This is a genomic window from Sporosarcina thermotolerans, from assembly GCF_030067815.1.
In the GTDB taxonomy this organism is placed as follows: domain Bacteria; phylum Bacillota; class Bacilli; order Bacillales_A; family Planococcaceae; genus Sporosarcina; species Sporosarcina thermotolerans.
This window is the reverse complement of sequence record NZ_CP125968.1, coordinates 2199134-2220682: the sequence shown is the minus strand read 5'-3', so window position 1 is coordinate 2220682 and position 21549 is coordinate 2199134. Positions and strand designations below refer to the sequence as shown.

The window sequence follows — 21549 nt, the reverse complement described above, 5'->3', positions numbered from 1 at the left end:
CATTAATTCTATTATATCATGAATTCTCCAACCACTTTCAAAAGGTTCAGATAAAATAATCTCGAACTTGTAAGTATTTAAAACAGTCCCAAGTGCCCGTGATTCACAAAAAAACCACCTCAACTGATATCTAAATCAGTTAAAGTGGTTTTTCTTAGCTTTATTCATTACCCAGTTATAAGAATAACAATAAAATAAGCAACCATAGCAATCAAGCCAACAGGAAACGCAAATTTCGCGTATTCTAAACTAGGAATTTTAAGCTTTCCTGCAGCGATGATATTAGGAATGTTTCCAGGAATAAGCATTCCTTCACTAATAATGAGGCCTAATAGTACGGCTTTAATGGTTGGTTCACTCATTGCTGGACTGATTTCTGCAGCAGCGAGCGTGGCATTGTCCAATAAAAGAGTCCATCTACCAAAGGGCATACTACTCCCTTGGTGACAGACTCTTCCTAAAAAATTACTGAATATTCAATTTAAGTAATTGGCCTATTGGTGATAGTTTAACATAACAATCGCAAGAAGCAAAGGTTTATTAAAGGAGTTGCCTTCTAAATTCAATTAGAAGCTAACACTGGAGATCACCTTTAACCATGAATTTTATTTTTGGTTAATTGCACTTTCATCAATATAAGCAACTTCCCATAAATGACCGTCTAAATCCTGAAACCCCCGTATATACATAAATCCATGATCTTGAACATCACTAAAAGATGTACCACCAGATGCTAATGCCTTATTTACTATCTCATCCACTTGATCCCGACTTTCAGCTGAAAAGCTTAAAATTGCTTCAGCAGAAATAGTAGTATCCACAATTTCCTTCTTACTAAATCCTTTGAAACGTTCCTCAATCATTATCATAGCAAAGATATTGTCACTGATGATCATACAAGACGTGGTATCATCTGAGAATTGTGGGTTGAACTCAAACCCTAACTCCTTGAAAAAAGTTGTGGACTTGTTCACGTCTTTTACTGATAAATTGATAAAGATATTTTTGGATGTGAATGCCATTTTTCATTACCTCCTTTAAAAATTACTGGCAAGAAAGCCATGTCAATTAGTCTTTCATTAAATGTTGCTAAATATTCCATCTGAAATTGTAAATATACGAAATGAAAGTCGGCCATATACGTAAATGGCCACTTTTCTTATTGTCATATATGCCCTTTGCACCGACACAATTCATATTCGGGATAGGTTATATGGATTTTCTCCCAGTCCAAGGCGTTCCTAATTTCGGTAGTGCCCAACGATCGAGTCCATACCAGCCAGCCACTTTCCATGCAAGCACTAGCCAGGTTGCAAGGATGAACAGCAACGGATTGGCGCTTAATGTCCCAGCGAATAAGAAACTGACATTCATTAAGGCTCCAAAGAAGGCGGCTATTCCTGTCAATAGCCCAAGTATTAGGCCAAGACCGACTAATAGTTCGCCGTATGCAACCATGACGCTAAATACTTCTGCATTGGGCAAGACGGTGTTTTCTAAGAACGACGCATACCATCCCGAAACATCTCCGCCTCCCTCTGCCTTTGTCAATGCTCCGTTTATGAAGCCTTGAAGTGCAGTCCCAGCGTTTTCACCTGTCCACGCATCACTTCTTACTTTTCCCCATCCTGCTTTCAACCATTCAAATCCAACGTACAAACGTATGATTAACCAAAAGAGTCCCGAGCGGGTGTCACTGAATAAAAACCGTGATACCGGGTTTTCTGGTATTACTATTGTTTTATTGTTTTTCATTCGAATATCCTCCTTTTTTTTCAGTGTATCGCAGAAAAAGTTCAATCTCTAATGTGTTCATAATACTGTAATGATTTACAACTCATCTTATGTATATTTGATTACAAGTTGATTCTAAGCTTGCATTTAGATTTTGACGTATAATACCCACGGTGAGATCATGTATTTTGGCAGTTGGGTGAAATAATACTTCACAAAAAGTATTTCAAGGGCTGAGATCAATTCTGATAGTATTCCCGACCCAAAATAACTAAGCCCAAAATCGATAAAATCACACCAATAATTAGAGGAAACCCTAAAAATAACGAGTCAACAGCGTCATTACCATATTGTTCGCCACCAATAATCGCGAACCAAAACTTCGACCTGCCAGACCACCACGACGTCGAATCTGGTACATATATAGCACCTGTTAGCAAAATAGTCGACACAATGAATAACCCGCCCATCATTACGAATCCACCAATTAGAGCTCTTTTCAAAGTTGTCTCACTCCTCTGCTACCTGGCTGAACCCACTTCTGAAGGATGCCGTGAAAGATGCCAGTTTCTGTTAGAATTCCAAACTCTATATGAACTAAACACTGGAAACACTTCAACATTTTTTTCAGAAAAACGTAAAGGGAAAAAATAGTCATAAGCCTTTTTCCAGCATTAATTTTGCTCCTAATATTCGTTTAACTGTTCATACTAAAAGCAGCATTGAATGGAGGAAGGTTCACTATTTATAAAAAAAGGTCGCATATTACTTACGTTAGTGAACAACTTCCGTACCGGCCACCCAATCATAAACATTTTTCCTTTTTTTATTTGTGAAGGGGATAATTAGATAGGCTACTATTGCAAGATTGACAGCATTTAATATTATATAAACGGTAATTTCAGAAAGGCTTGATGGAAGCATTAATCGCCATATCCCGAAGTGAGCAATCTCCCAAGGAAGAAATTTGATAGCTGTTCGCACTGCCGAACGACCAATTCCAATACGTTGGCCGAAACCGTCAACTACCCGAATACCCATTATTCTTTTCCCCAATGTTCCCTGCCATTTTGAACACTCGCATAAAATAAAGTAAAGTGAAACTGGCAAGGTAATCATAAAAAAACCTGTCAGTTCTGCCGTTACTGGGGAACTTGAAAATAAAGGGTTAATATATTGTCTAAAAACAAACGAAATGGTACCAACAACAAATACACCGTATATAACAATAACAAGATAATCTAATAGGAAAGCATAAACACGGGTTCTAAATAACGAATAAGACATAGCCCCCCCCTTTTTAACAACATTCTTACTGTCCTTTCCCATGTTTTTCCTCGAACGCTTCAATCCATTCCATATCGATTGGCCCATTAAGAACTTTGTAATACGAGGTTTTATTGTAGGATAGGATTCGATTTTCATATATGGACGCGCCTGTCGTTTTACCCTTCAAGTAAACCATGACCTGAAATCCTTTTTCTCCGGAAACATTACTATTCCACTCGGAGTCCTTCATCTTCTTCACTCTATACTGGCTTAAGAATTCCAACATTTCTTCAACGGGTTCTTTCTCTTCAATTCGCCAATCGGAGAAATTGAATTCCATAGCTTTGAATTTATTGTCTTGATATTTGATTAATTCATCCAAACTCTTTTCCCTATGGTCGTCAAATATACTCCATGAAAAAAACAACATGACACCGATGATCCCAATCATGTGATACGTCATCGGTATTTTAATCACAAGAAATCTCGAGGTTAAAAACGCTGTAGGAATGACGATCAATAGGATTACGAGAAGTCCGAGTGGTTCCGGTATAATGCTCCCGAAAAACCACCGATTCCATACAAAAGCAATAATTTTAAAATATAAGAAGAAAAATAGGATTCCCCAAAAATAAAACGCAAATTTCCCCTTCGTTGTATCCACTTTTACTCCCCCTTGTCAGCTAAAATCTCATGATCATCTTCGTGTAACCTAACATAGATTTCCTCTAATAGCCGCCTCACTTTATCATGTTCTTCACGCTCAACAAGCTTTTCCAATGAACTATCATTATATTTAATCTTGGTAAACCATAAAGCAGATGATATTGAATAAACGTCACTTAACACCGCGTTTTCATCATCCGACAAAGGTCTTGCAGTAATATAGCCTTTATAGTAGGTCTTGAATAATTCTTTTCGATCATTATCAGTTAATCCATCGGCTAAATCCATTTCACAAGCTGTCAACAATCCCTCAAGTACCATGTCTCCTACAAGGGTTTCATCTCCAGCAATGTTGTAATCGAATATCCCAATATTCCCTTCTATGTACGATAAATTGTTAATAGAAATATCACCTTGTGTGGCAAACCTCGGTAACTTACCCCAAGACAACTTTACTTTCTCAAGCTTCTTTGTATATAACTCTATTATTTTCCAATACATTACCGTATCAATTGCCCCCGCTTCACCAAGCTCACGAAATGCATTGTATCCACTGACTTCGTTATATCCAACAAGATTAAAAATAGTACTATTTCCAATAAGACAATTTCCCTTCTCCGATATTTTGTGGATTTTCCCCATTAATTGGCCCAATTTATAGGCAAGATTATAGTCAATCGCTTTGATCTCTTCCCCTAAATAATCCTCAACAGTAACAGCAACATCCAAATGATGCAATTTGTAATTTTGGCAGTACCTTCCCTCGCTGACATACCTTCTTGGCGTCAAAATGCCGTGATCCCTTAAATACTCAGAAAAGAGACTTTGAGACTCAATAATATGAGATGGATGTTCTTTTTCTTTGACAAATTTCACAACAACCGGATTTCTATCAGTGAATTCCACCTTACATATTATTTTGACTTCCGCATTTTTTTCATCATAGTAATGAATAAAATTATGGATGTTAGATATTTGCCCTTTAATCGTGTACAGTGCCAAAACTTCATTTATCGTTTCCAACCCGATATTCATGTTGTACCCCCGTTGCGCCAGTCGATGCTGTTTAACTCAGGGACAAATTGAAACAAATCGTCTACAGCCGCCCCGTCTGGCGTATGAATGTGGAATAACTCAATTATTTCTTTTTCATCTCTATTTATTTTCCATACTGAAGACAAATACAAGGACAGTCCATAAGTAGTAATGGTAACCCCATTTTGAAGTGCCGACTGAAACAGCTTAATGCTTTCTTCAAATCTTTCAATCTTATGAAATGTACAAGCACCATTATGAAGCAAAACAGTCATCGAACTCTTGTTTAACCGAGAACTATTAAGGTCATCCCAACTCCCAAACAAATCACTTTCCTTTTCATCTGCTTTCGCATCGAGCACTCCCTTAATTTCATCATCTAACAGGTTTATATTTTTTACAGCCTCTATTACCAGCTCAGTTTCGTCTAGGATAAAAGCTTTCTCAGCCACAAGCGTCCAATATGTAAACTCAGCAAAAATTTTATTTTCCCAGTTCTGATCCTCTTCTATTACATCCAACATATTTCTTAATGGCATGTCAATCTCTGAAAGCTCGTTCAGAGTTAAGAGTGACCAAACGGCCGCACGATGACTTTCAAACCGTACACCTCTATTGTCCTTAATCCGGGAAGAATGTTCACAGGCATACATATACCAATCAAACCATTCGCCAAAGTAGTCACCTAAAGAAAGTGTTAAAGCTTGAGTTGCATCCGACACAAACCAATGCAGCTTATGGGGAAACAAAGATTGCTTGCCCCACTCTACAAATTCAACATGGTTTTTATAAACAGTCTCAGCTTTTCGCAAAATGGCTGGGATATCCGAAAGATTCCAATACATCCAGCCAATTTCATCTACTGTCAATGTTTTCGACTTTTCTTTTAGATCAAGTATCAGCTGAAATGCTTCTTCGTTTTTGTTGTTTTTTAGTAGAAAGTCAATATGTTTAAAAGCCCCCATTATTCATTCCCCATACATAAAAGCGTTTTTCAGTGAAGAAAGCTAAATAGATTATTAAACGAACTATTATTAAATGAATGAGTATTCCTACACCTTTCCTGCCTATACCCTCCACTAAATCTTGAAGCCCTCCCCATTTTTAATGGTTAAATGACAGTATTGCTACAATTAATGTTACGTATTGTGCTTGAAGTAATAATAGTTGCGATAGGATGTCGCGAATTTAGATTGATCTTCTTAGGGAAGTAGCAGACCATCCTTGAACCACCTATTCTTTGATCAAATTTCCATCCAAATCGTAATATTTGTAATTTCGTTATTCATAATGATCTTTATTTGTTTGAGGATAATCAACCCAAGTAACAGTTGCTTGATACGGAATAAAATGTTCTTCTATTGTTATCCCATTTATATCTACTACCAGTTTAGCAATTTCATTTTCATAGTTAGTCACAAACATCATTTTAGAGTTTTCAAATTGGGTTAAGAACATACTAAATGATTCATCTTTACGGGTCTCAACATACCTCCAGACATAATTACCTTTTCGATTTTTATTAAACTCTATGATAGACGGACTATTATTGGATAGGAAACCAGCAATTCTGATATCATCAAAATCGGTGATTTCCATGATTTCAATGTCCTTATCCTTATAACCATCAATTGACTTAATGACATTTACGATAGAAGCCTTATCATTTCCATATAACTCTTTTGTATTATAAAAATAATAAAATACTACTAAGACTAAAAGGCATACACCTATAATGAACCCTATTTTTTTCTTCATAGTAATTACACCCCTACTTTAAGGAATAATCCTCTTTTGTTACAATCACCTTCTTACTTGTATTCTACATTCTCGTATAAATACCTTCATTGTGTAACCTGCACATGAAAAAGTGAGGATTCGCTTGTAAATCGCATAGAAAACGGCTGAATTGTTGAGAGTCGGTGATAAACCCGTGCGAGTCGGTGATAAACCCATTCAAGGCGGTGATAACAGCACCCAAGTCGGTGATAAACGCTTTTCGAATGTAAAAAAGCGTCCGCCTGAAAGGAAATCAACAATATCGCATATTGTTGTATACTAAAAGGCTATCCCATATTCGGGATAGCCTTTTCTTTACATCGATAATTTATGCTGTTGTTGGTTAATCCATTTATACATACTCTTATATAACAATAACGAAACGACCATTAGCATGATTCCTTTTATGAGATTAAAAGGAAAAATCCCTAATACGATTACATTAAACATTGCGTCGCTCGTATAAGCTGGCATATTTAAAAAGTAAACGTACATCGGCAGGAATACTGCATAGTTCAATACGCTCATACCGATTGCCATTGAAGCAGTTCCTGCAATTAGACCCACTGTAAGTCCTTTAGTAGATTTAATTTTATTGAAGATGAAATAGATTGGCATAATGAATAGAATTCCTGTTACAAAGTTTGCCATCTCACCAACTGGTACGCCTGTCGGACTTCCTGATAAAAACCAATGCAGTACATTCTTCAGTAGTTCTACGGCGATGCCTGCAACTGGACCCATCGTCATGATTGCTAATACTGCCGGGATTTCACTGAAATCGATTTTCAGGAATGCCGGTAGAGCTGGCAGCGGGAAATTCAACTGCATTAAAACTGTTGAGATGCTCCCTAACATTGCGATGAGAATCATCTTTCTTAACTTCTTGTTGTTCATTTTGTTCCTCTCTCCTTTTGCGATTCACTTCAAAAGAGGAAAGGTCTGACCGAATATTGTGTGTCCTTTACATCCAGCTTCGGCGGTCGCCTCCGCTTTAGATATAAAAAATCCCCAAAGCTAAATAAGCTTTAGGGAGAGTTTAAAAGGCATCATTAAATAAGGGGTCGGCTACAAAGAAATTTTCTTCATACATCCCCACACTTAAATAAGCACCCTTTTTGTAGACGACACAAAAAGACGGCTGCACCTTCACCTTCTCCCATCCAGACTATACTGTCGGCTCTGGAATCTCACCAGAATCAGCTGTTAAGCTCGCGGGCTAAGAAGTATATCTTCTATTTCCGCCGGTCGGGAATTACACCCTGCCCCGAAGATGAATCAATATTATATTACTACTCTATTGTAGATCAAAAAAAGCATTTTGTAAACTCACCTGTTTACAAAATGCTTTTCATTATGGTAGCCAAATTGGATTTGCACCAACCGGCTTGGGTAATGGTTTTGTCAGATCATAGTTTTCGAAATGACTCTGTTCAATATTTTTCAATTGGACCTGTACGTCGTAATTACTTGCCGTCAACATGAATCCCTCTATCATTTGCAATACATCTTGTTGAGGTATAGTTGTAAAATCTACAGGAGAATCGAAAGATACAACAGCAATTCCATCGACCTCGGTAACTTGGTAGTCAACTCCTGCAGGAATGACCTCTTTCACAATGTCATTTTCAGCCTTTTTCATTGACAGTAAAGCTTCAGTTACAGTAGAAGAATCCCCATTCTCATACGGAACTAAATAAACTTCCCCGGAAGGCATGACATACTTGAAATAAGGCAGTTGACGTTTTAAGGGAAAGTCCATAGCTTTTCCGATATAATCAAATACCAATGGCATTCCGTCTTCATCCACCACTTTTAAATCCTCATAATCAGTAAATGTTGACCTCGCTGAATCTTCATACGAGGAGAATGTAGCTGGTGCCATATCATACCCATGATTCTCCGGAAGCTTATGAATTACAGTCTTTTCTGATGTCGTCAAGTCCCCTTTATATGGATGATAATTATCGAACCCATAACTCTCTTCATCAAAAATTCCTGCATATTCCTTATAAAGTTCCACACTATCCGGTTTATCGATCCCTAAATCAGCCTTAACCCTGTCACTTCCGATAAGAATAGTGACAGGTATAACATTCGCTTCATGAATGAGTCCAAGATTTAATGAAAACGTGTTATTTTGATTCGCGAAGACGACATGACTTTTCATTCCCATAATATCCATTGATGAAAATGTCGTTGCATCAACTGATTCAGCGTCACTATCTTCTTCAACTGATGCTGATTCAGCTTTACTATCCGTCGTAATCGCTTGCTTCCCAGCTGATCTTGCATTCTCCATCATAGGTTCGGATACCATGTCTTGGTTACCTTTTAACATAGATGGCAGAAGCAAGCAGAGCAATAATAAGGCGGCAACAGCAACGATACTCGGGATCCACTTTTTCACTTTTGGTCGACGATCCTTTTTCAATCGATCATCTTTTTTCAGACGCTCCAAGATTTCCGATGAAGGGCGGTCATCCGAGATTTTCGGCATTGAATGAAGGAGTTTATTAAGATTGTCGTCATTCCATTGATTGTTTGCCATTCAACTTCCCCCTTCTTCCGAAAGAGCATTCATTTTCTTTTGTAATGCTTTTATGGCACGGTGCTGGGTTGTCTTCACTTTCCCTTCCGTCCAACCAAGAGTTTCTGCAGTTTCGGCAATGGACAGCTCTTGGAAGTACCGTAAGACAATTACCATTTTTTGATCGCCCGTGCATGTGTTTAATACTGAGAGCAATTGTTTCATGTCTTCATTCAATGATAATAATTCTTCAGGAGTACTGCCGCTAGATACAAGCTCGCTTTGCTCCCAATCAAACTTATCGAAATGATGTTTTTGCCTAACAGATTTCTTTCTGAAATGGTCAATAGCAACATTTTTCGCGATTGAAAACAACCAAGTTTTTTCTGAACTTTTACCTTCAAAACCGGAATATGCACGCAGCACCCGAATATATACTTCATGCATAAGGTCTTCGGACTGAGTACGATCTCCGGTTAAATAGATAAGAAAGTTGAATATATCCTGATGATATTGCTCATATAGCCTGTGGAAAACGGAGTCATCCACGAAATCCCCCCGTTCAATACATTAGTCGTAATTCAAGATGAAAAGTTTCAACTTTGGGTATTGATTTTTGTTTGGTAGTTAGGAATTTGAATCGGCTTGTTCCGGGCCTAACGGCAATGTGCAATTAAAGATAGTCCCTGAAGGATGAGCCAATTCTGCAGTTATTCGGCCATCATGTGATTCGATTATTGTTTTTGCAATGGCCAAACCTAAACCTGTTCCGCCCTTTCCTCTTGTCCTTGCTTTGTCCGCCTTATAGAAACGCTCGAAAATGAATGGCAAATCTTCTTTAGGAATCCCACTGCCTGTATCTGCTACCGTAATGTCTACGGTCTCCTTCTTCTTTTCGACACTTATTACCACTTTTCCTCCATCTTGAGTATGTCGAATTGCATTATCAATTAGATTTGTAAAGACTTGTTCCAGTCGATCATCGTCAGCAAACAAAATTGTTTCATTGTCACTTTCATCATAGTTTATATAGAGTTCGACATTTGTGTCTCTTGCAATTTGCATGAATTTGTTCAAAACCCTATTTAAAAATGGAATTAGTGAAAAATGATCTTTATACAATCGCATATGTCCAGATTCCATTCTCGCCAAGTCAAGCAGATCCGTAACAAGACGACTCATCCTTTTCGATTCATCGTGAATGATTTGCACCATCTCATTTCGTTCCTCTTCACTCGTCACCACATTGTCAATTATTGCTTCACTGTAGCCTTGAAGCAGCGATATAGGAGTTCTAAGCTCATGTGACACATTGGCGATAAAATCAGATCTCAGCTTATCTAATTTATGCTGTTCCGTCATATCACGTAACACCGCAACGGCCCCACGGATACTATTTTCACTATAGAGCGGGCTAATCGAAACACCATAGAACTGACCAGCCAATTCCAATTCATCTTCCACTTCTTCTGAAAAAGAAATGGCATGTTCTAACATATGGAATATTTCAGGTGGTAGTACCTTATCATTCGCCCCATTTGCAAAATACCACTTTTGTAAAAGTCGTTCCGCCTGGGGATTGCTAAGTAAAATTGAATAATCTCTGTTAAATGTAATGACAGCATCTGTCATGGACGTTAAAATACTTGATAATTGTTCTTTTTCCTGCTTGATTAACTCCATTTGGTATTTCAGCTGTCTTCCCATTTGGTTGAAAGCAGTGGCCAACTGGCCTATCTCATCATTTTGGGTTGCTGGAAGCCGGGTGTCAAAATTACCCTTAGACAGTTCAAACGCCGCCTGTCTCATTCCTCGTAAAGGAGAAGTGATTCTTGTTGAAAGGAAAAAGGCAAAGATCGTTGTTAAAATGAAAGCGATAAAAGCTGAAAGGAAAACAATATGTGTAGTTCTTTTCGTTGTTCGATGAACGGCGTCTAAACTTTGGTACATGACAATGGTGTTGAAAGTGCCACCCATCTCTTCGAAAGGATATACAATGACCAAGTATTGTTCCATGACATCAGGATCTTTAACGGATGGTAATATCATTTCTTTCACAATCTTTTCGTTCACTTTCAAATTTGTGAAAAACTTTGGTTCCGATAAAATCTTCTGCTCGATTTTTTCTCCATTCAACCCTTTATGAAATGAATATTGAACTTCCTTATCGGAGCTCACGATTAATGCATTTGTTTCGTTATCTAAAATATCTTGGATAATCAGTCGCAATGCCGATTCACTTTCATGATCGATAACAATTTTTCCGATTGTCGTTGCTTCTCTTCGAAGCGAATCCTCTGCTTGGTTTGTATGAAAATTGTCAAGGAACTCTAAAAGAAGTACGGTAACGATAAAGAGGACAAAGGAAACGAGAAGCAATATGGTTGCCCATAGCTTCCCGACGATTGAATGCCATATCCTATTCATTTGGTACCTCGAATTTATATCCGACACCCCAAACTGTTACAATCATTTTAGCTGCACTTTCAGATACACGGCTGAGTTTTTCCCTAAGCCGTTTTACATGTGTGTCAACTGTACGTAAATCTCCGAAAAATTCATAATGCCAAACTTCCTTCAATAATTGTTCACGGTCAAAAACTTTGTCCGGTGCCTTCGCTAGGAAATACAATAACTCATACTCTTTAGGAGTTAAATTGACCTCCTTCCCTTCCGCTGTTACTCGATGGGCATCGTGATCTATTGTTAATTGAGGGAAGACGACAAGATCTTTTGAGCTATTTGTTGCGGTAGCATCAGGGAACGTTACAGATCGTCTAAGAATTGCTTTCACACGAAGAACAACCTCTCTCGGACTGAAAGGTTTAACTATATAATCATCTGCCCCTGTTTCAAACCCTGCAACGCGATCTGACTCCTCACCTTTTGCTGTTAGGAGGATAACAGGTGTCATTTTTTTAGCATCTCGTAATTCCTGCAAAACTTGAAGACCGTCTTTTTCTGGCATCATTAAATCAAGTAAAATGCAATCATAATAATTCGCTAGGGCTTTCTCAATTGCCTCTGCTCCATCAATTGCCTCTTCTATTTCAAAACCTTCTCGGGAAAGATACATATTCAGAAGGCGACGGATACGATCCTCGTCATCCACCACAAGTAATTTTACAGTTTCATCCATAATTATTATCTCCTTTCACAACTCTCCTGCTATTATTGTACAAGCTGTTTGAAAAAAAAGAAAGACTGCACAGCCCTTCATTAGCTGTGCAGTCCAATCGGTTTATGCATACGAATGCAAACCGGCTATAATCAGGTTCACGGCAATTAGGTTGAACATGATGATAACAAATCCAATAACCGCGAGCCACGCTGATTTCTTACCTTCCCACCCTTGTGATAGGCGAACGTGTAAGAATGCTGCATAGAAGAGCCAAGTAATAAGTGCCCAAACCTCTTTGGGGTCCCATCCCCAGAATCTTGACCATGCTTCATGAGCCCAAATCATAGCGAAGATTAATGCACCTAAAGTGAAAACAGGGAATCCAATTAGAACGGAACGGTAACCGATTTCATCCATAAGTTGCGAATTGGCTTTTTTAGCAAACGGTTGGAATACACTCGCAATCGGTTTGCGGAAAATTAATCGTAACAATAGATATAGGATTGTACCTGTAAATACCGACCAAACAAATGTCGTCAATGTTTTCGCATTGACAATAGCCGGCATTTCAAACCATGGCGTCATTGCTTCAGATGTTTGTGCTTCATATTCATTCATCCCGAACAATGGCGGGTAATTATACTCGATTTTTGCAGGCATCTGATTCTTATCAATATACGTAAAGTGGGCTTCATAGCCTGTCACTTTGAATGTTGTAGAGGATACTACAAATCCAAGTACAAGTATAAGTGTAAACATGACCGCTTCAAGCCAAAAACGTTCTTTCGACTTTTTTGTCAAATCTACGTTCTTCAATAAATAAATCAAACCCGCTACTGCACTTATTGCAAGGATTGCCTCGCCTAATGCTGCAGTTATTACATGAGTTGCCAACCAATGGCTTTGCAGCGCAGGAATTAATGGAGTAATCTCTGTCGGGAACATACTGGCATAGCCAATAATAATGATGGCTATCGGCAATGCGAATAGGCCGAGCGACGGCGTTCGATACAAGTAGAAAATAAGAATGAAAGCCCCTACTAACATCATGCCAAACGCAGTAGTAAATTCAAACATATTACTCATAGGTGCATGTCCAGATGCAATCCATCTTGTAATGAAATAGCCGACATGTGTGATGAAGCCGATAATCGTTATCGAAATACCGATTTTACCCCATCTATTATTTTTATAAGAAGCTTCCGATTTTGCACCTTTCACCGCACCACCGAAGAAAAGAGTGGCTACCAAATAGGCGATGAAAGAAACTAAAAGCAGATTAGCGCTTAGTGATGCAAGGCTCATAATTATTTTTCTCCTTCCTCTTGCTCAATGGACTGTTATCCCGTCTATCTTCATATTTTGGTAAGTTGGCGAAGTTTTTCACTTCATCCAATTCCTTTTTCAAAGTGAACCAGTTTTTATTTGTATGGGCAGCGACAAGCAATTCCTCGCCTTCCCCTTTTTGAACCCAAATTCGTCTATGGTTCCAGAAGGATCCTTGACAAACACCGATCATGAAAATGAGTCCACCAAATAGAAGTATATATAAAGTCTTATCTTTACGGATTGTCAAACCTGATATATCACGAGTATCTGCACTGACAAATTTAACAGCATACGCATTTTCTTCAGTCTCTAAGTTTGCCGAATGGCAACAAAACTTTTTTCACCTTGTGGTTTCTCAAGTGTTTTCATATCAAATATGAATGCTGGGTTGTTTGGAATTGGAGATTTCGAGACAGGTTCACCATTTTCGACGCCGTCATAGTCCGCGTAATATCCTATCAAATTAACCTGCGCACCATCATTCAACTTATAAACACCTTCGGGATCATCAAGATCAATCGTAAACTCACCAAAAGACTTATTAGTTTTCTTTTCTACTAATTGCATCGTCATTGATTTAAGTTCATTTAATCGATAGTCCATTTGGAAAATGCTGTATCCATCAAATTTCAGTGGCTTATTGACGATTATTGAATAATCCTTCACAAGATCCATATCCGTAGAACCAGGGAGAAGATCCTCTTTCAATTTGTATAGAGTTACATCTGTTTGGTAATTTTTAACGATAGTGCCTACTCTATCAAGGGCATCCCCGAAGACTTCGGAGGCCTCTTCTTTTGTATAATATTCCATACTAAAATCATTACTCTTCAAATAGAACTCCGGTGCACCGGGTATCGAGCGTAATTCACCCTCCCGAATCCACATTGTCTCATCGACATAGAAGCCTGGAATGCCGCGTAACAGAATACCAAATAAGAAAATGATCAATCCTGTATGATTGACATAAGGACCCCAACGAGAAAAACGTCCTTTTTCGGCTAATATCGCGCCATCTTCCATCTTCACATTATATTTCATTTCTTTCAGTTTTTCTTCTGCTTTTGTCAAAGCCAAATCCGGGTTTTCAGAAGAGCCTATGCCGTAGACACGTTGCCTTTTCATGAAAGAAGTATGACGCTTCGTCCGCTGTTTCTTCAGCGATTTATAGAGTGGGATAACCCTATCCACACTCGCGATAATGATGGATGTTCCAAGCATTCCGATGAGTATCTTAAACCACCAGCTATTGTACATATCATAGAAGCCTAATTTATAATAAAGCGTTCCAATGAAACCATATAGCCGTTCATAGTAAGCTAACATTTCTTCTTCACGTACGGGTACATAAAACTTTTGAGGGAATAATGTACCGATAGCTGACGTCGCAAGTACTGCGACAATTATGCTTACACCAATTTTTACACTTGAGAAAAAGTTCCATATCTTATCGATAATTGATCTTTTATATGTTTGTGATCTTCGCGCTGATCCCTCATATCGCATATCAACGACATCGGCTTTTTTCGCTTCCTCAGTCATTGGTCTGCCACATTGTTCACAGAGCACTATTCCAAATGGATTTTCGTGACCACATTGGCATTTGATTTTACTCATGTTTATGAACTCCTTATTAAGGTTGGATGCTTTCCATGTAGGAAATTATTTCATCCCTAGTCATTTCCGTAATGATGATCTTTTTTATTCTTCCGTCTTTATCGATAAGGAATGTCGTTGGAAGTGGTTGAATATTGTAAAGATCTCTGATGTCCTTCGCCTTGTCTATAACGATCGGAAAAGTAAGACCATATTGATCCCGGAATGTATCCACCTTTAAATTGGATTCACCACTGTTTACTGATAAAACATGAACACCTTTTTCTTTGAAGGCATTATACTGTTCTTCCATATCTGGCATTTCCCGTTTACACGGCGGACACCATGTGCCCCAGAAATTCAAAAATACACCTTCACCTTTATAGTCAGATAATCGTTGTTTATTTCCATCTAAGTCAACAAGTTCAAAATCCGGCGCTTTATCACCTACCGCAAGAACTTTCACCTTGTCTTTTGAAACTATAGAAAATATAATAGCTGCCGCCAATAACAGAAGAACTACGCTTCTAAAAATAAGGCGTGACTGCTTTTTATTCGCCTTGGACAATTTAAATAGCCCCCTAACGATAATGGTACTCCTATTCTATTATAGCAAACCAACCATAGGTAAATTTAAGAAGTAATGATAGGTTTGTGACAAAATCAAAAATGCTGGGTGGCTAACCGCCACCCGCGAAGTACATTTATCCGATTTTTCCGGTCTCAGCAAGCACTCTTAGTTGCTTTACTTCATGAGTAGTCAATTCCCGTGCTTCACCCGCATTTAATCCGTGCGTAGTCAGCATCGCGAAAGACTCCCTTCTCAACTTTTGTACAGGACAGCCGATAGCGTCAAACATCCTACGGACTTGTCGGTTTCGTCCTTCATGTATCGTGATATCAACAATTGCCGTACCCGTTTTTTTGTCAAACGATTGCATCTTAACTCTTGCTGGTGCCGTCATGCCATCTTCCAGCTCAATTCCCCGTTCAAGCTTTTTCAACGCGCTACGTTCAGGAATCCCCTTTACTTTTGCCACATACTTTTTGTGAATACCAAATTTCGGATGTGTCATCAAATACGAGAAATCACCATCATTCGTTAAAATGATTATTCCGGACGTATCAAAATCAAGTCTGCCGACTGGGAATATCCGTTGTTCCACCATCGGGAGCAGATCGAGGACAGTCTTTCTACCTTTGTCATCACTTACAGTCGATATGTATCCTCTCGGTTTGTATAGTAAATAATAGACGAACTCCTCCTTAACAAGCTCGACTCCTTCAACTTCTACCCTGTCGTTACGGGTAACTTTCGTACCTAATTCAGTAACAACGATTCCATTCACTTTCACTTTTCCATCGACGATTAGCTTTTCCGCTTTTCTACGGGATGCAACGCCGGCTTGGGCCAACACTTTTTGTAGTCTTTCCAAATCGTCACCTTCTTTCTACCTCAAAAAATTATGTCATATTTCCACGCAAATGAAAAGAAGACCGACCTGTATACAGTCAGTCTTCCCGAAATTTTCTAGTCAACACAATTATTTATCATTGTTTTTGATTCTTTTTCGTTATTTTCTTATGTCTACTTGTGTTGTAATAAGAAGTTCATTGTCCAATGAGACGGTCCATGTTCCGGTGCCTTTTTTTCCTTGGTTTCGTGGAATGTATACGACATGGGATACTCTTTCCGCCTCGTCCTTATTTAACAATAAGACGATGGGTTTTTTTAACTTGCCGGTAATTCCGGGTAAAATGCGGTATTCGCCTTTTTTGGCAACCGTAACAAGATCATACGTATTAAATGTTTCACTCGCCAATTGTTCATGTATATTCCAGTCATTCCCGTTATTCAGCGTGACAACTATCAGTTTTTTGCCATCCTTTTCGAAATAAGTTGCGAGTGTCTTCCAGCCGCTTTTGTGAAACCAGTCTTCCCGGCAATGACCGTTTTATTGGTATGAACAAGACGGTGTTTGTTTCGCCAACTTCTTACTTCGTCTCCTTTTCGATAGACAAAGTTCTCGGTTGATGCAATTTTTCTAAACTCATTATTTTTCATCGCAAAATAAAGCATAAGACCTGTCTCATAAGCAGTTGAAAGATGTTCTTCATGATGAAGTCCGGACGGATTTTTGAAGGTTGTCCGTTCGAAACCATATAACTTTGCTTTTTCATTCATTAGGTCAACAAAGCCATCAACAGATCCTCCAGCATGCTCAGCCAATGCAAATGCGGCATCATTTCCCGATCGTAACATCAACCCGTAAAGTAACGCATCACTATCCATTATTTCACCTTGTTGTGTATAGATGGACGAACCTTCCGCTGATGCTGCTGCAGGTGAAATAGTAATCTTCTCGCCTGCCGAACCACTTTCAAGAAAAGTTAGGGCAGTCCATATTTTAGTCAAACTGGCTATTGGCAACTGAAGATTTTCATTGGACCCATTCAACAAACGGCCCGTGTCTGCGTCGATTACCGCCCATGCACTTCCACCAAATGCGGCATCTTTTCTGTCATTTGGTAGTGGTGTTAATACAAGGGATACGAAAAGGACAATTGCAATTATCGTCCGCTTCAATCACTGTTTCCTCCTTCGTCAGTCATTTCGAATGCTTCTTGGAATTTTGTCATAAACAAATCAGTGTCTCCAAACGGTTCATCATTACTTTCCACCAATGGCGGCAACATATCGATTGACTCTAACCCGAATTTATCCAAAAACAATTCGGTCGTCCCATAAAGGATTGGTCTTCCGCTACTTTCTAAGCGCCCCTTTTCCATGATGAAACCTTTTGCTACGAGTGTTTGTATTGGACCATCGGATTTCACTCCTCGTAGATCATCTATTTCTACCCGTGTCACGGGCTGTTTATACGCTATAATGGCTAATACCTCAAGTGATGCCTGTGTAATAGGATTTCTTGTCGGATTTTCGAGCATACGCAAAATATCGTCTGCAAATTCAGCTTTCGTCACAAGGCGATATGACCCTCCATATAACCTCAACGTAATGCCCGAACTCAACCGATTTTCATAATTTAAACGAAGTTGCTCGGCAATGATAACGGCTGTCTCATCATCGGTTTGAAGCAATGTTGAAATGTTTTTCAATGTTAAACCGTCATCTCCTGCTATGAATAAAAAGCTTTCAAGCATGCCGATGATCCGATCATCGATTGTTTCCATAACTCTCCTCCATCCCGGTCGTAACAGTCATTTTCTCGAAATTACCATCTTGTAAAACGACGATATCTGACCTTTTCATCAACTCTAATAACGATAGAAATGTTACGACTAATCCTTCTATATCTCCTACTTCGAATAGTGAATCAAATTCGCAGCTGCCGCCTTGCCTTTCAAGTATAATCATAATATGATCCATCTTTTCACTAACAGAAATCTCAGCCCTCATAATACTGGCAGTCAGTGGTGCACGAAGTTTTTTCCTTTCAAGCATTTTTTGAAATGCTCCGATTAAGTCAAACACATTAAGTTTGTCCTCTGTTTCAGGGACAGTCAATTCCCCGTATTGCGATAAGTCCCAGGAAGTTTCGTAAAATGAACAGAGCGTTCTTCTGCAGATTCTTTCAGTGAGATTGCTGCTTCTTTGTACTTTTTGTATTCGATCAATCGAGCAACCAGTTCGTCCCGTGGATCCTCTTCCATTTCAAAGTCGGATGATTCATCTATCTCTTCTCCTTCATGTACCGGCAAGAGCATTTTGCTTTTTATTTCAAGTAGGGTGGCGGCTAACACCAGATACTCGCTTAGTTCATCCAGTTGCAAAACACGCATAGTATGGAGGTGATCGATGTATTGACTAGTGAGTTCTGCCATCGGTATATCATAGATATCAATTTCAAGTCGGTTGATTAAATGTAATAATAGATCAAGAGGCCCTTCAAAGGCTTCTAGTTTCACTTTATATGTCATATAATTCCTCCATGCATTTATTGCGTATTTTTATTATGTATATATCCACTTGTTGCTTTTTCATAGTTAAATTGAAAGGATTTGATTACAAAATGGAACTATATTATCATCCGTTATTCTTAAAGTTTATTGGTTATTTCAATTGGAATCAAGACTACTTCGAATGCCATGAAGTACCTAGAAGAGTATTGGAAATCAATACCTAATTATACGAAAGAGGATCCTCTTACTGCGTATATTCTATTGTCTACAGGACTTTACCATTGGCGAAGAGGTAATTTTAATGGCGCTAATCGAACACTTGTAAAAGCTCAAAAAAGGATGCTTGCTTTTCCCGCTTCTAAAGATACCAACTGCATCGATTATAAGAAACTTTTAAATGACATTGATCATTCCATAGAAAGAGTGAAAAAAGCCGAGTCGTTTTTACCTTTCACACTATCTTTGAACTCAAAAAGATTAAAAGCGTTGGTCAATGAAACTGTATCTACGATGGATCTTCTTCCTCTAAACAGTGATGCTGTCATTCATAAACATATGCTAAGGGATCGTAATGATATTCTTCTTGAACGCGAAAAGAAAAAGGGCAGACCAATTTGATCTGCTCCTTTTTGTTATTTCGGGTTATCTTCCCTGTTCAAACACTTCGTCATAAAGGATTTTGTATATTCATTACTCTTACATTCCAAATCGGGATAGAGTTCCCCAAGCTTCAAAATCATTTCTGTACCGATTCCCTCTCCGCGGAACGATGGATTAACCGATAAATGCATGACCGTATAAGAATTTTCATCCATTTTTAGCCCGACAAGGCCAATGAAGTCTTCACCTTGTTTTAGAAGATATAGATGCCAATGTTCATCATTCTCATACTTATGAATCGTTTCCTGCAGTTTTTTAACGACCTTTTCTCCAGGCATATACGAGAGCAAGCCCATTGCAATTTTTTCATATGCCTTTTTATATCGTAAAAGTATCATTAGGAATCCCTTCTTTTCAAAAAATCCTCATTTGTTAGCTAACCATCATGGTAATGGCAACTTCCGCTGAACAAAACTAATCGTACATGATATATGAGGATATATCAATGACCGAGGAAGTTTATTTATCCAATCCTGTTAAAGGGGCGATAAAATACCAGTACACTGCCCCCCAGATAAGCGCGATGAAGATTATGATTAAGAAAAGGATTAAATTTCGCTTTCTCATAACGATACTTCCTGCCCTGTCTTTTGAAGCGGTACATCCAGTCTAATTATATCTTCATATGTTTCCCTTCGGACAACTAATTGGTCGTGCCCATTTTCACAAAATACAATGGCTGGCTTCGGGAGACGATTATAGTTGCTGGCCATGGAGTATGTGTATGCACCTGTGCAAAAAACAGCTATGAGATCACCTTCTTCAGGATCAGCAATGAAGGCGTCCTCAATGATTTTATCACCAGATTCACAACATTTTCCGGCAATCGTCACTCTATCGGAATGTGGAGCCATCATCCGATTAGCCGTAACTGCCGTATATTTCGCTCCATAAAGCGCTGGTCGTATATTATCCGACATACCTCCATCGACAGCAACATAAGTCCTTACGCCTGGCACTTCTTTCATACTTCCGGTCGTATAAAGTGTAGTTCCAGCATCCCCTACAAGAGATCGACCCGGTTCAATCCAGATCTCCGGTACCGGATAATTATGCTTTCTCGTCATCGATAAAACGACATTTTCCATTTCCTCAACGTACTTTGATGGGGCGAGCGGTTTATCATCAACTGTATAGCGTATTCCAAATCCGCCTCCAAGATTAAGAACAGAACAAGTGAATTTGAATTTTTCGCGCCACTCGATCATTTTATACATTAATGCCTCCGCAGCGATACGGAAAGCATCTGTTTCGAAAATTTGTGAGCCGATATGGCAATGCATCCCTAACAATGTAATGTATGGGTGGTTGTACAATTTCAGGAATGCATCATCTGCCTGTCCGTTCTTTAAATCGAAACCAAACTTAGAATCTTCCTGTCCAGTTGTGATGAAATCATGCGTTTCAGCATTGACCCCAGGAGTAACACGTAAGAGGATTTGCATCTTCTGTTGACGAGCTTCAGAAATTTCCTTAATCATTTCTATTTCCAAAAAGTTGTCAACTACAATACATCCTATTTTTTCATCAAATGCATACTGTAGTTCCGTATAGCTTTTATTATTCCCGTGAAAATGAATCTTCTCACGTGGGAAATCAGCCGTAGCCGCTGTATATAGTTCTCCTCCTGAAACTACATCAAGAGAGAGGTCCATCTCTTTTGCAATCTCATAGATCGCAATGGAAGAAAATGCTTTACTCGCATATGCAACCTGAGCTTTGATGCCAGCTTTTTTGAATGTTTCTTTAAATGCTATAGCACGTTCCCTAAATAAAGCGATATCGTAGACAAGCAAAGGCGTCCCATATACTTGTGCAAGGTCGACCGTATCCACGCCGCCTATCGTCAAATGGCCAAGTTCATTCACCGATTGAGTACCATATAGGTGCATATTCCATTCCTCCA

Annotated in this window: 23 protein-coding genes, 3 pseudogenes and 1 riboswitch; of the genes and pseudogenes, 1 reads left to right on the top strand and 25 read right to left on the bottom strand. The window is 38.8% G+C overall.

The genetic code is table 11. The features are described from left to right. Positions 1 to 167 precede the first annotated feature (167 nt). The 23 genes and pseudogenes from QNH10_RS12580 to QNH10_RS12470 form a co-directional block, all read right to left on the bottom strand. Positions 168 to 407, bottom strand: a pseudogene (locus QNH10_RS12580) (DUF1646 family protein); the annotation flags it as partial. Between the two features lie 198 nt (positions 408 to 605). Further along, positions 606 to 1022: a VOC family protein gene (locus tag QNH10_RS12575; RefSeq protein WP_283731821.1), complete on the bottom strand. Its 417-nt coding sequence runs from the start codon at positions 1020 to 1022 to the stop codon at positions 606 to 608. Between the two features lie 187 nt (positions 1023 to 1209). Then, positions 1210 to 1755, bottom strand: coding sequence for a DoxX family membrane protein (locus tag QNH10_RS12570; RefSeq protein ID WP_283731820.1), 546 nt, complete (start codon positions 1753 to 1755; stop codon positions 1210 to 1212). Between the two features lie 218 nt (positions 1756 to 1973). Then, on the bottom strand, positions 1974 to 2237 hold the full coding sequence (locus QNH10_RS12565) for a hypothetical protein (protein ID WP_283731819.1): 264 nt from the start codon (positions 2235 to 2237) through the stop codon (positions 1974 to 1976). A gap of 271 nt (positions 2238 to 2508) precedes the next feature. Then, on the bottom strand, positions 2509 to 3021 hold the full coding sequence (locus QNH10_RS12560) for an RDD family protein (RefSeq protein ID WP_283731818.1): 513 nt from the start codon (positions 3019 to 3021) through the stop codon (positions 2509 to 2511). Between the two features lie 25 nt (positions 3022 to 3046). Further along, positions 3047 to 3667, bottom strand: a complete 621-nt coding sequence (locus QNH10_RS12555) for a hypothetical protein (RefSeq protein ID WP_283731817.1) — start codon at positions 3665 to 3667, stop codon at positions 3047 to 3049. 2 nt (positions 3668 to 3669) lie between these two features. Next, positions 3670 to 4704: a protein kinase family protein gene (locus tag QNH10_RS12550; RefSeq protein ID WP_283731816.1), complete on the bottom strand. Its 1035-nt coding sequence runs from the start codon at positions 4702 to 4704 to the stop codon at positions 3670 to 3672. Continuing rightward, positions 4701 to 5669: a hypothetical protein gene (locus QNH10_RS12545; RefSeq protein ID WP_283731815.1), complete on the bottom strand. Its 969-nt coding sequence runs from the start codon at positions 5667 to 5669 to the stop codon at positions 4701 to 4703. Before QNH10_RS12545 ends, QNH10_RS12550 begins: the two co-directional genes overlap by 4 nt. Then, complete coding sequence (locus tag QNH10_RS12540) at positions 5656 to 5784, bottom strand: hypothetical protein (RefSeq protein WP_283731814.1); 129 nt, start codon at positions 5782 to 5784, stop codon at positions 5656 to 5658. The genes QNH10_RS12545 and QNH10_RS12540 overlap by 14 nt, the downstream gene beginning before the upstream one ends. A gap of 201 nt (positions 5785 to 5985) precedes the next feature. After that, complete coding sequence (locus tag QNH10_RS12535; protein WP_283731813.1) at positions 5986 to 6462, bottom strand: hypothetical protein; 477 nt, start codon at positions 6460 to 6462, stop codon at positions 5986 to 5988. Positions 6463 to 6798: 336 nt separating this feature from the next. Continuing rightward, positions 6799 to 7380 carry an ECF transporter S component gene (locus QNH10_RS12530; protein WP_283731812.1) on the bottom strand — a complete coding sequence of 194 codons (582 nt, stop codon included), beginning with the start codon at positions 7378 to 7380 and terminating at the stop codon, positions 6799 to 6801. Between the two features lie 250 nt (positions 7381 to 7630). Then, positions 7631 to 7762: riboswitch (FMN riboswitch) on the bottom strand. 75 nt (positions 7763 to 7837) lie between these two features. Next, on the bottom strand, positions 7838 to 9034 hold the full coding sequence (locus QNH10_RS12525) for a hypothetical protein (protein WP_283731811.1): 1197 nt from the start codon (positions 9032 to 9034) through the stop codon (positions 7838 to 7840). Continuing rightward, a complete protein-coding gene (sigX, locus tag QNH10_RS12520) occupies positions 9035 to 9562 on the bottom strand; it encodes an RNA polymerase sigma factor SigX (RefSeq protein WP_283731810.1) in 528 nt (175 codons plus the stop codon). 78 nt (positions 9563 to 9640) lie between these two features. Then, positions 9641 to 11440, bottom strand: coding sequence for an ATP-binding protein (locus tag QNH10_RS12515; protein WP_283731809.1), 1800 nt, complete (start codon positions 11438 to 11440; stop codon positions 9641 to 9643). Continuing rightward, positions 11433 to 12152, bottom strand: coding sequence for a response regulator transcription factor (locus tag QNH10_RS12510; RefSeq protein WP_283731808.1), 720 nt, complete (start codon positions 12150 to 12152; stop codon positions 11433 to 11435). Before QNH10_RS12510 ends, QNH10_RS12515 begins: the two co-directional genes overlap by 8 nt. Positions 12153 to 12254: 102 nt before the next feature. Beyond that, positions 12255 to 13439: a c-type cytochrome biogenesis protein CcsB gene (ccsB, locus tag QNH10_RS12505; protein WP_283731807.1), complete on the bottom strand. Its 1185-nt coding sequence runs from the start codon at positions 13437 to 13439 to the stop codon at positions 12255 to 12257. Then, positions 13414 to 15080, bottom strand: a pseudogene (resB, locus tag QNH10_RS12500) (cytochrome c biogenesis protein ResB). The gene ccsB and the pseudogene resB overlap by 26 nt, the downstream one beginning before the upstream one ends. A gap of 16 nt (positions 15081 to 15096) precedes the next feature. Beyond that, a complete protein-coding gene (resA, locus tag QNH10_RS12495) occupies positions 15097 to 15627 on the bottom strand; it encodes a thiol-disulfide oxidoreductase ResA (protein WP_283731806.1) in 531 nt (176 codons plus the stop codon). 136 nt (positions 15628 to 15763) lie between these two features. Beyond that, complete coding sequence (locus tag QNH10_RS12490; protein WP_283731805.1) at positions 15764 to 16495, bottom strand: pseudouridine synthase; 732 nt, start codon at positions 16493 to 16495, stop codon at positions 15764 to 15766. A 138-nt stretch (positions 16496 to 16633) separates the two neighbouring features. Beyond that, entirely contained in the window at positions 16634 to 16882 is a 249-nt protein-coding gene (locus QNH10_RS12485) for a hypothetical protein (protein WP_283731804.1), read from the bottom strand. A gap of 47 nt (positions 16883 to 16929) precedes the next feature. Beyond that, on the bottom strand, positions 16930 to 17646 hold the full coding sequence (locus tag QNH10_RS12480) for a D-alanyl-D-alanine carboxypeptidase family protein (protein ID WP_283731803.1): 717 nt from the start codon (positions 17644 to 17646) through the stop codon (positions 16930 to 16932). Beyond that, the gene (gene scpB, locus QNH10_RS12475) at positions 17643 to 18254 is read right to left on the bottom strand and encodes an SMC-Scp complex subunit ScpB (RefSeq protein WP_283731802.1); all 612 of its coding nucleotides are present in this window, start codon (positions 18252 to 18254) and stop codon (positions 17643 to 17645) included. The genes QNH10_RS12480 and scpB overlap by 4 nt, the downstream gene beginning before the upstream one ends. Beyond that, positions 18238 to 18905: pseudogene (locus QNH10_RS12470) on the bottom strand (segregation and condensation protein A). The gene scpB and the pseudogene QNH10_RS12470 overlap by 17 nt, the downstream one beginning before the upstream one ends. Positions 18906 to 19169: 264 nt before the next feature. On the opposite strand from QNH10_RS12470, the gene QNH10_RS12465 reads away from it, so the two are divergent. Further along, entirely contained in the window at positions 19170 to 19601 is a 432-nt protein-coding gene (locus QNH10_RS12465; RefSeq protein ID WP_283731801.1) for a DUF309 domain-containing protein, read from the top strand. 14 nt (positions 19602 to 19615) lie between these two features. On the opposite strand, the gene QNH10_RS12460 is transcribed toward QNH10_RS12465, so the two are convergent. After that, positions 19616 to 19978, bottom strand: coding sequence for a GNAT family N-acetyltransferase (locus tag QNH10_RS12460; protein ID WP_283734628.1), 363 nt, complete (start codon positions 19976 to 19978; stop codon positions 19616 to 19618). 228 nt (positions 19979 to 20206) lie between these two features. Then, positions 20207 to 21535 carry a diaminopimelate decarboxylase gene (gene lysA / locus QNH10_RS12455; RefSeq protein ID WP_283731800.1) on the bottom strand — a complete coding sequence of 443 codons (1329 nt, stop codon included), beginning with the start codon at positions 21533 to 21535 and terminating at the stop codon, positions 20207 to 20209. Between the last annotated feature and the right edge of the window lie 14 nt (positions 21536 to 21549).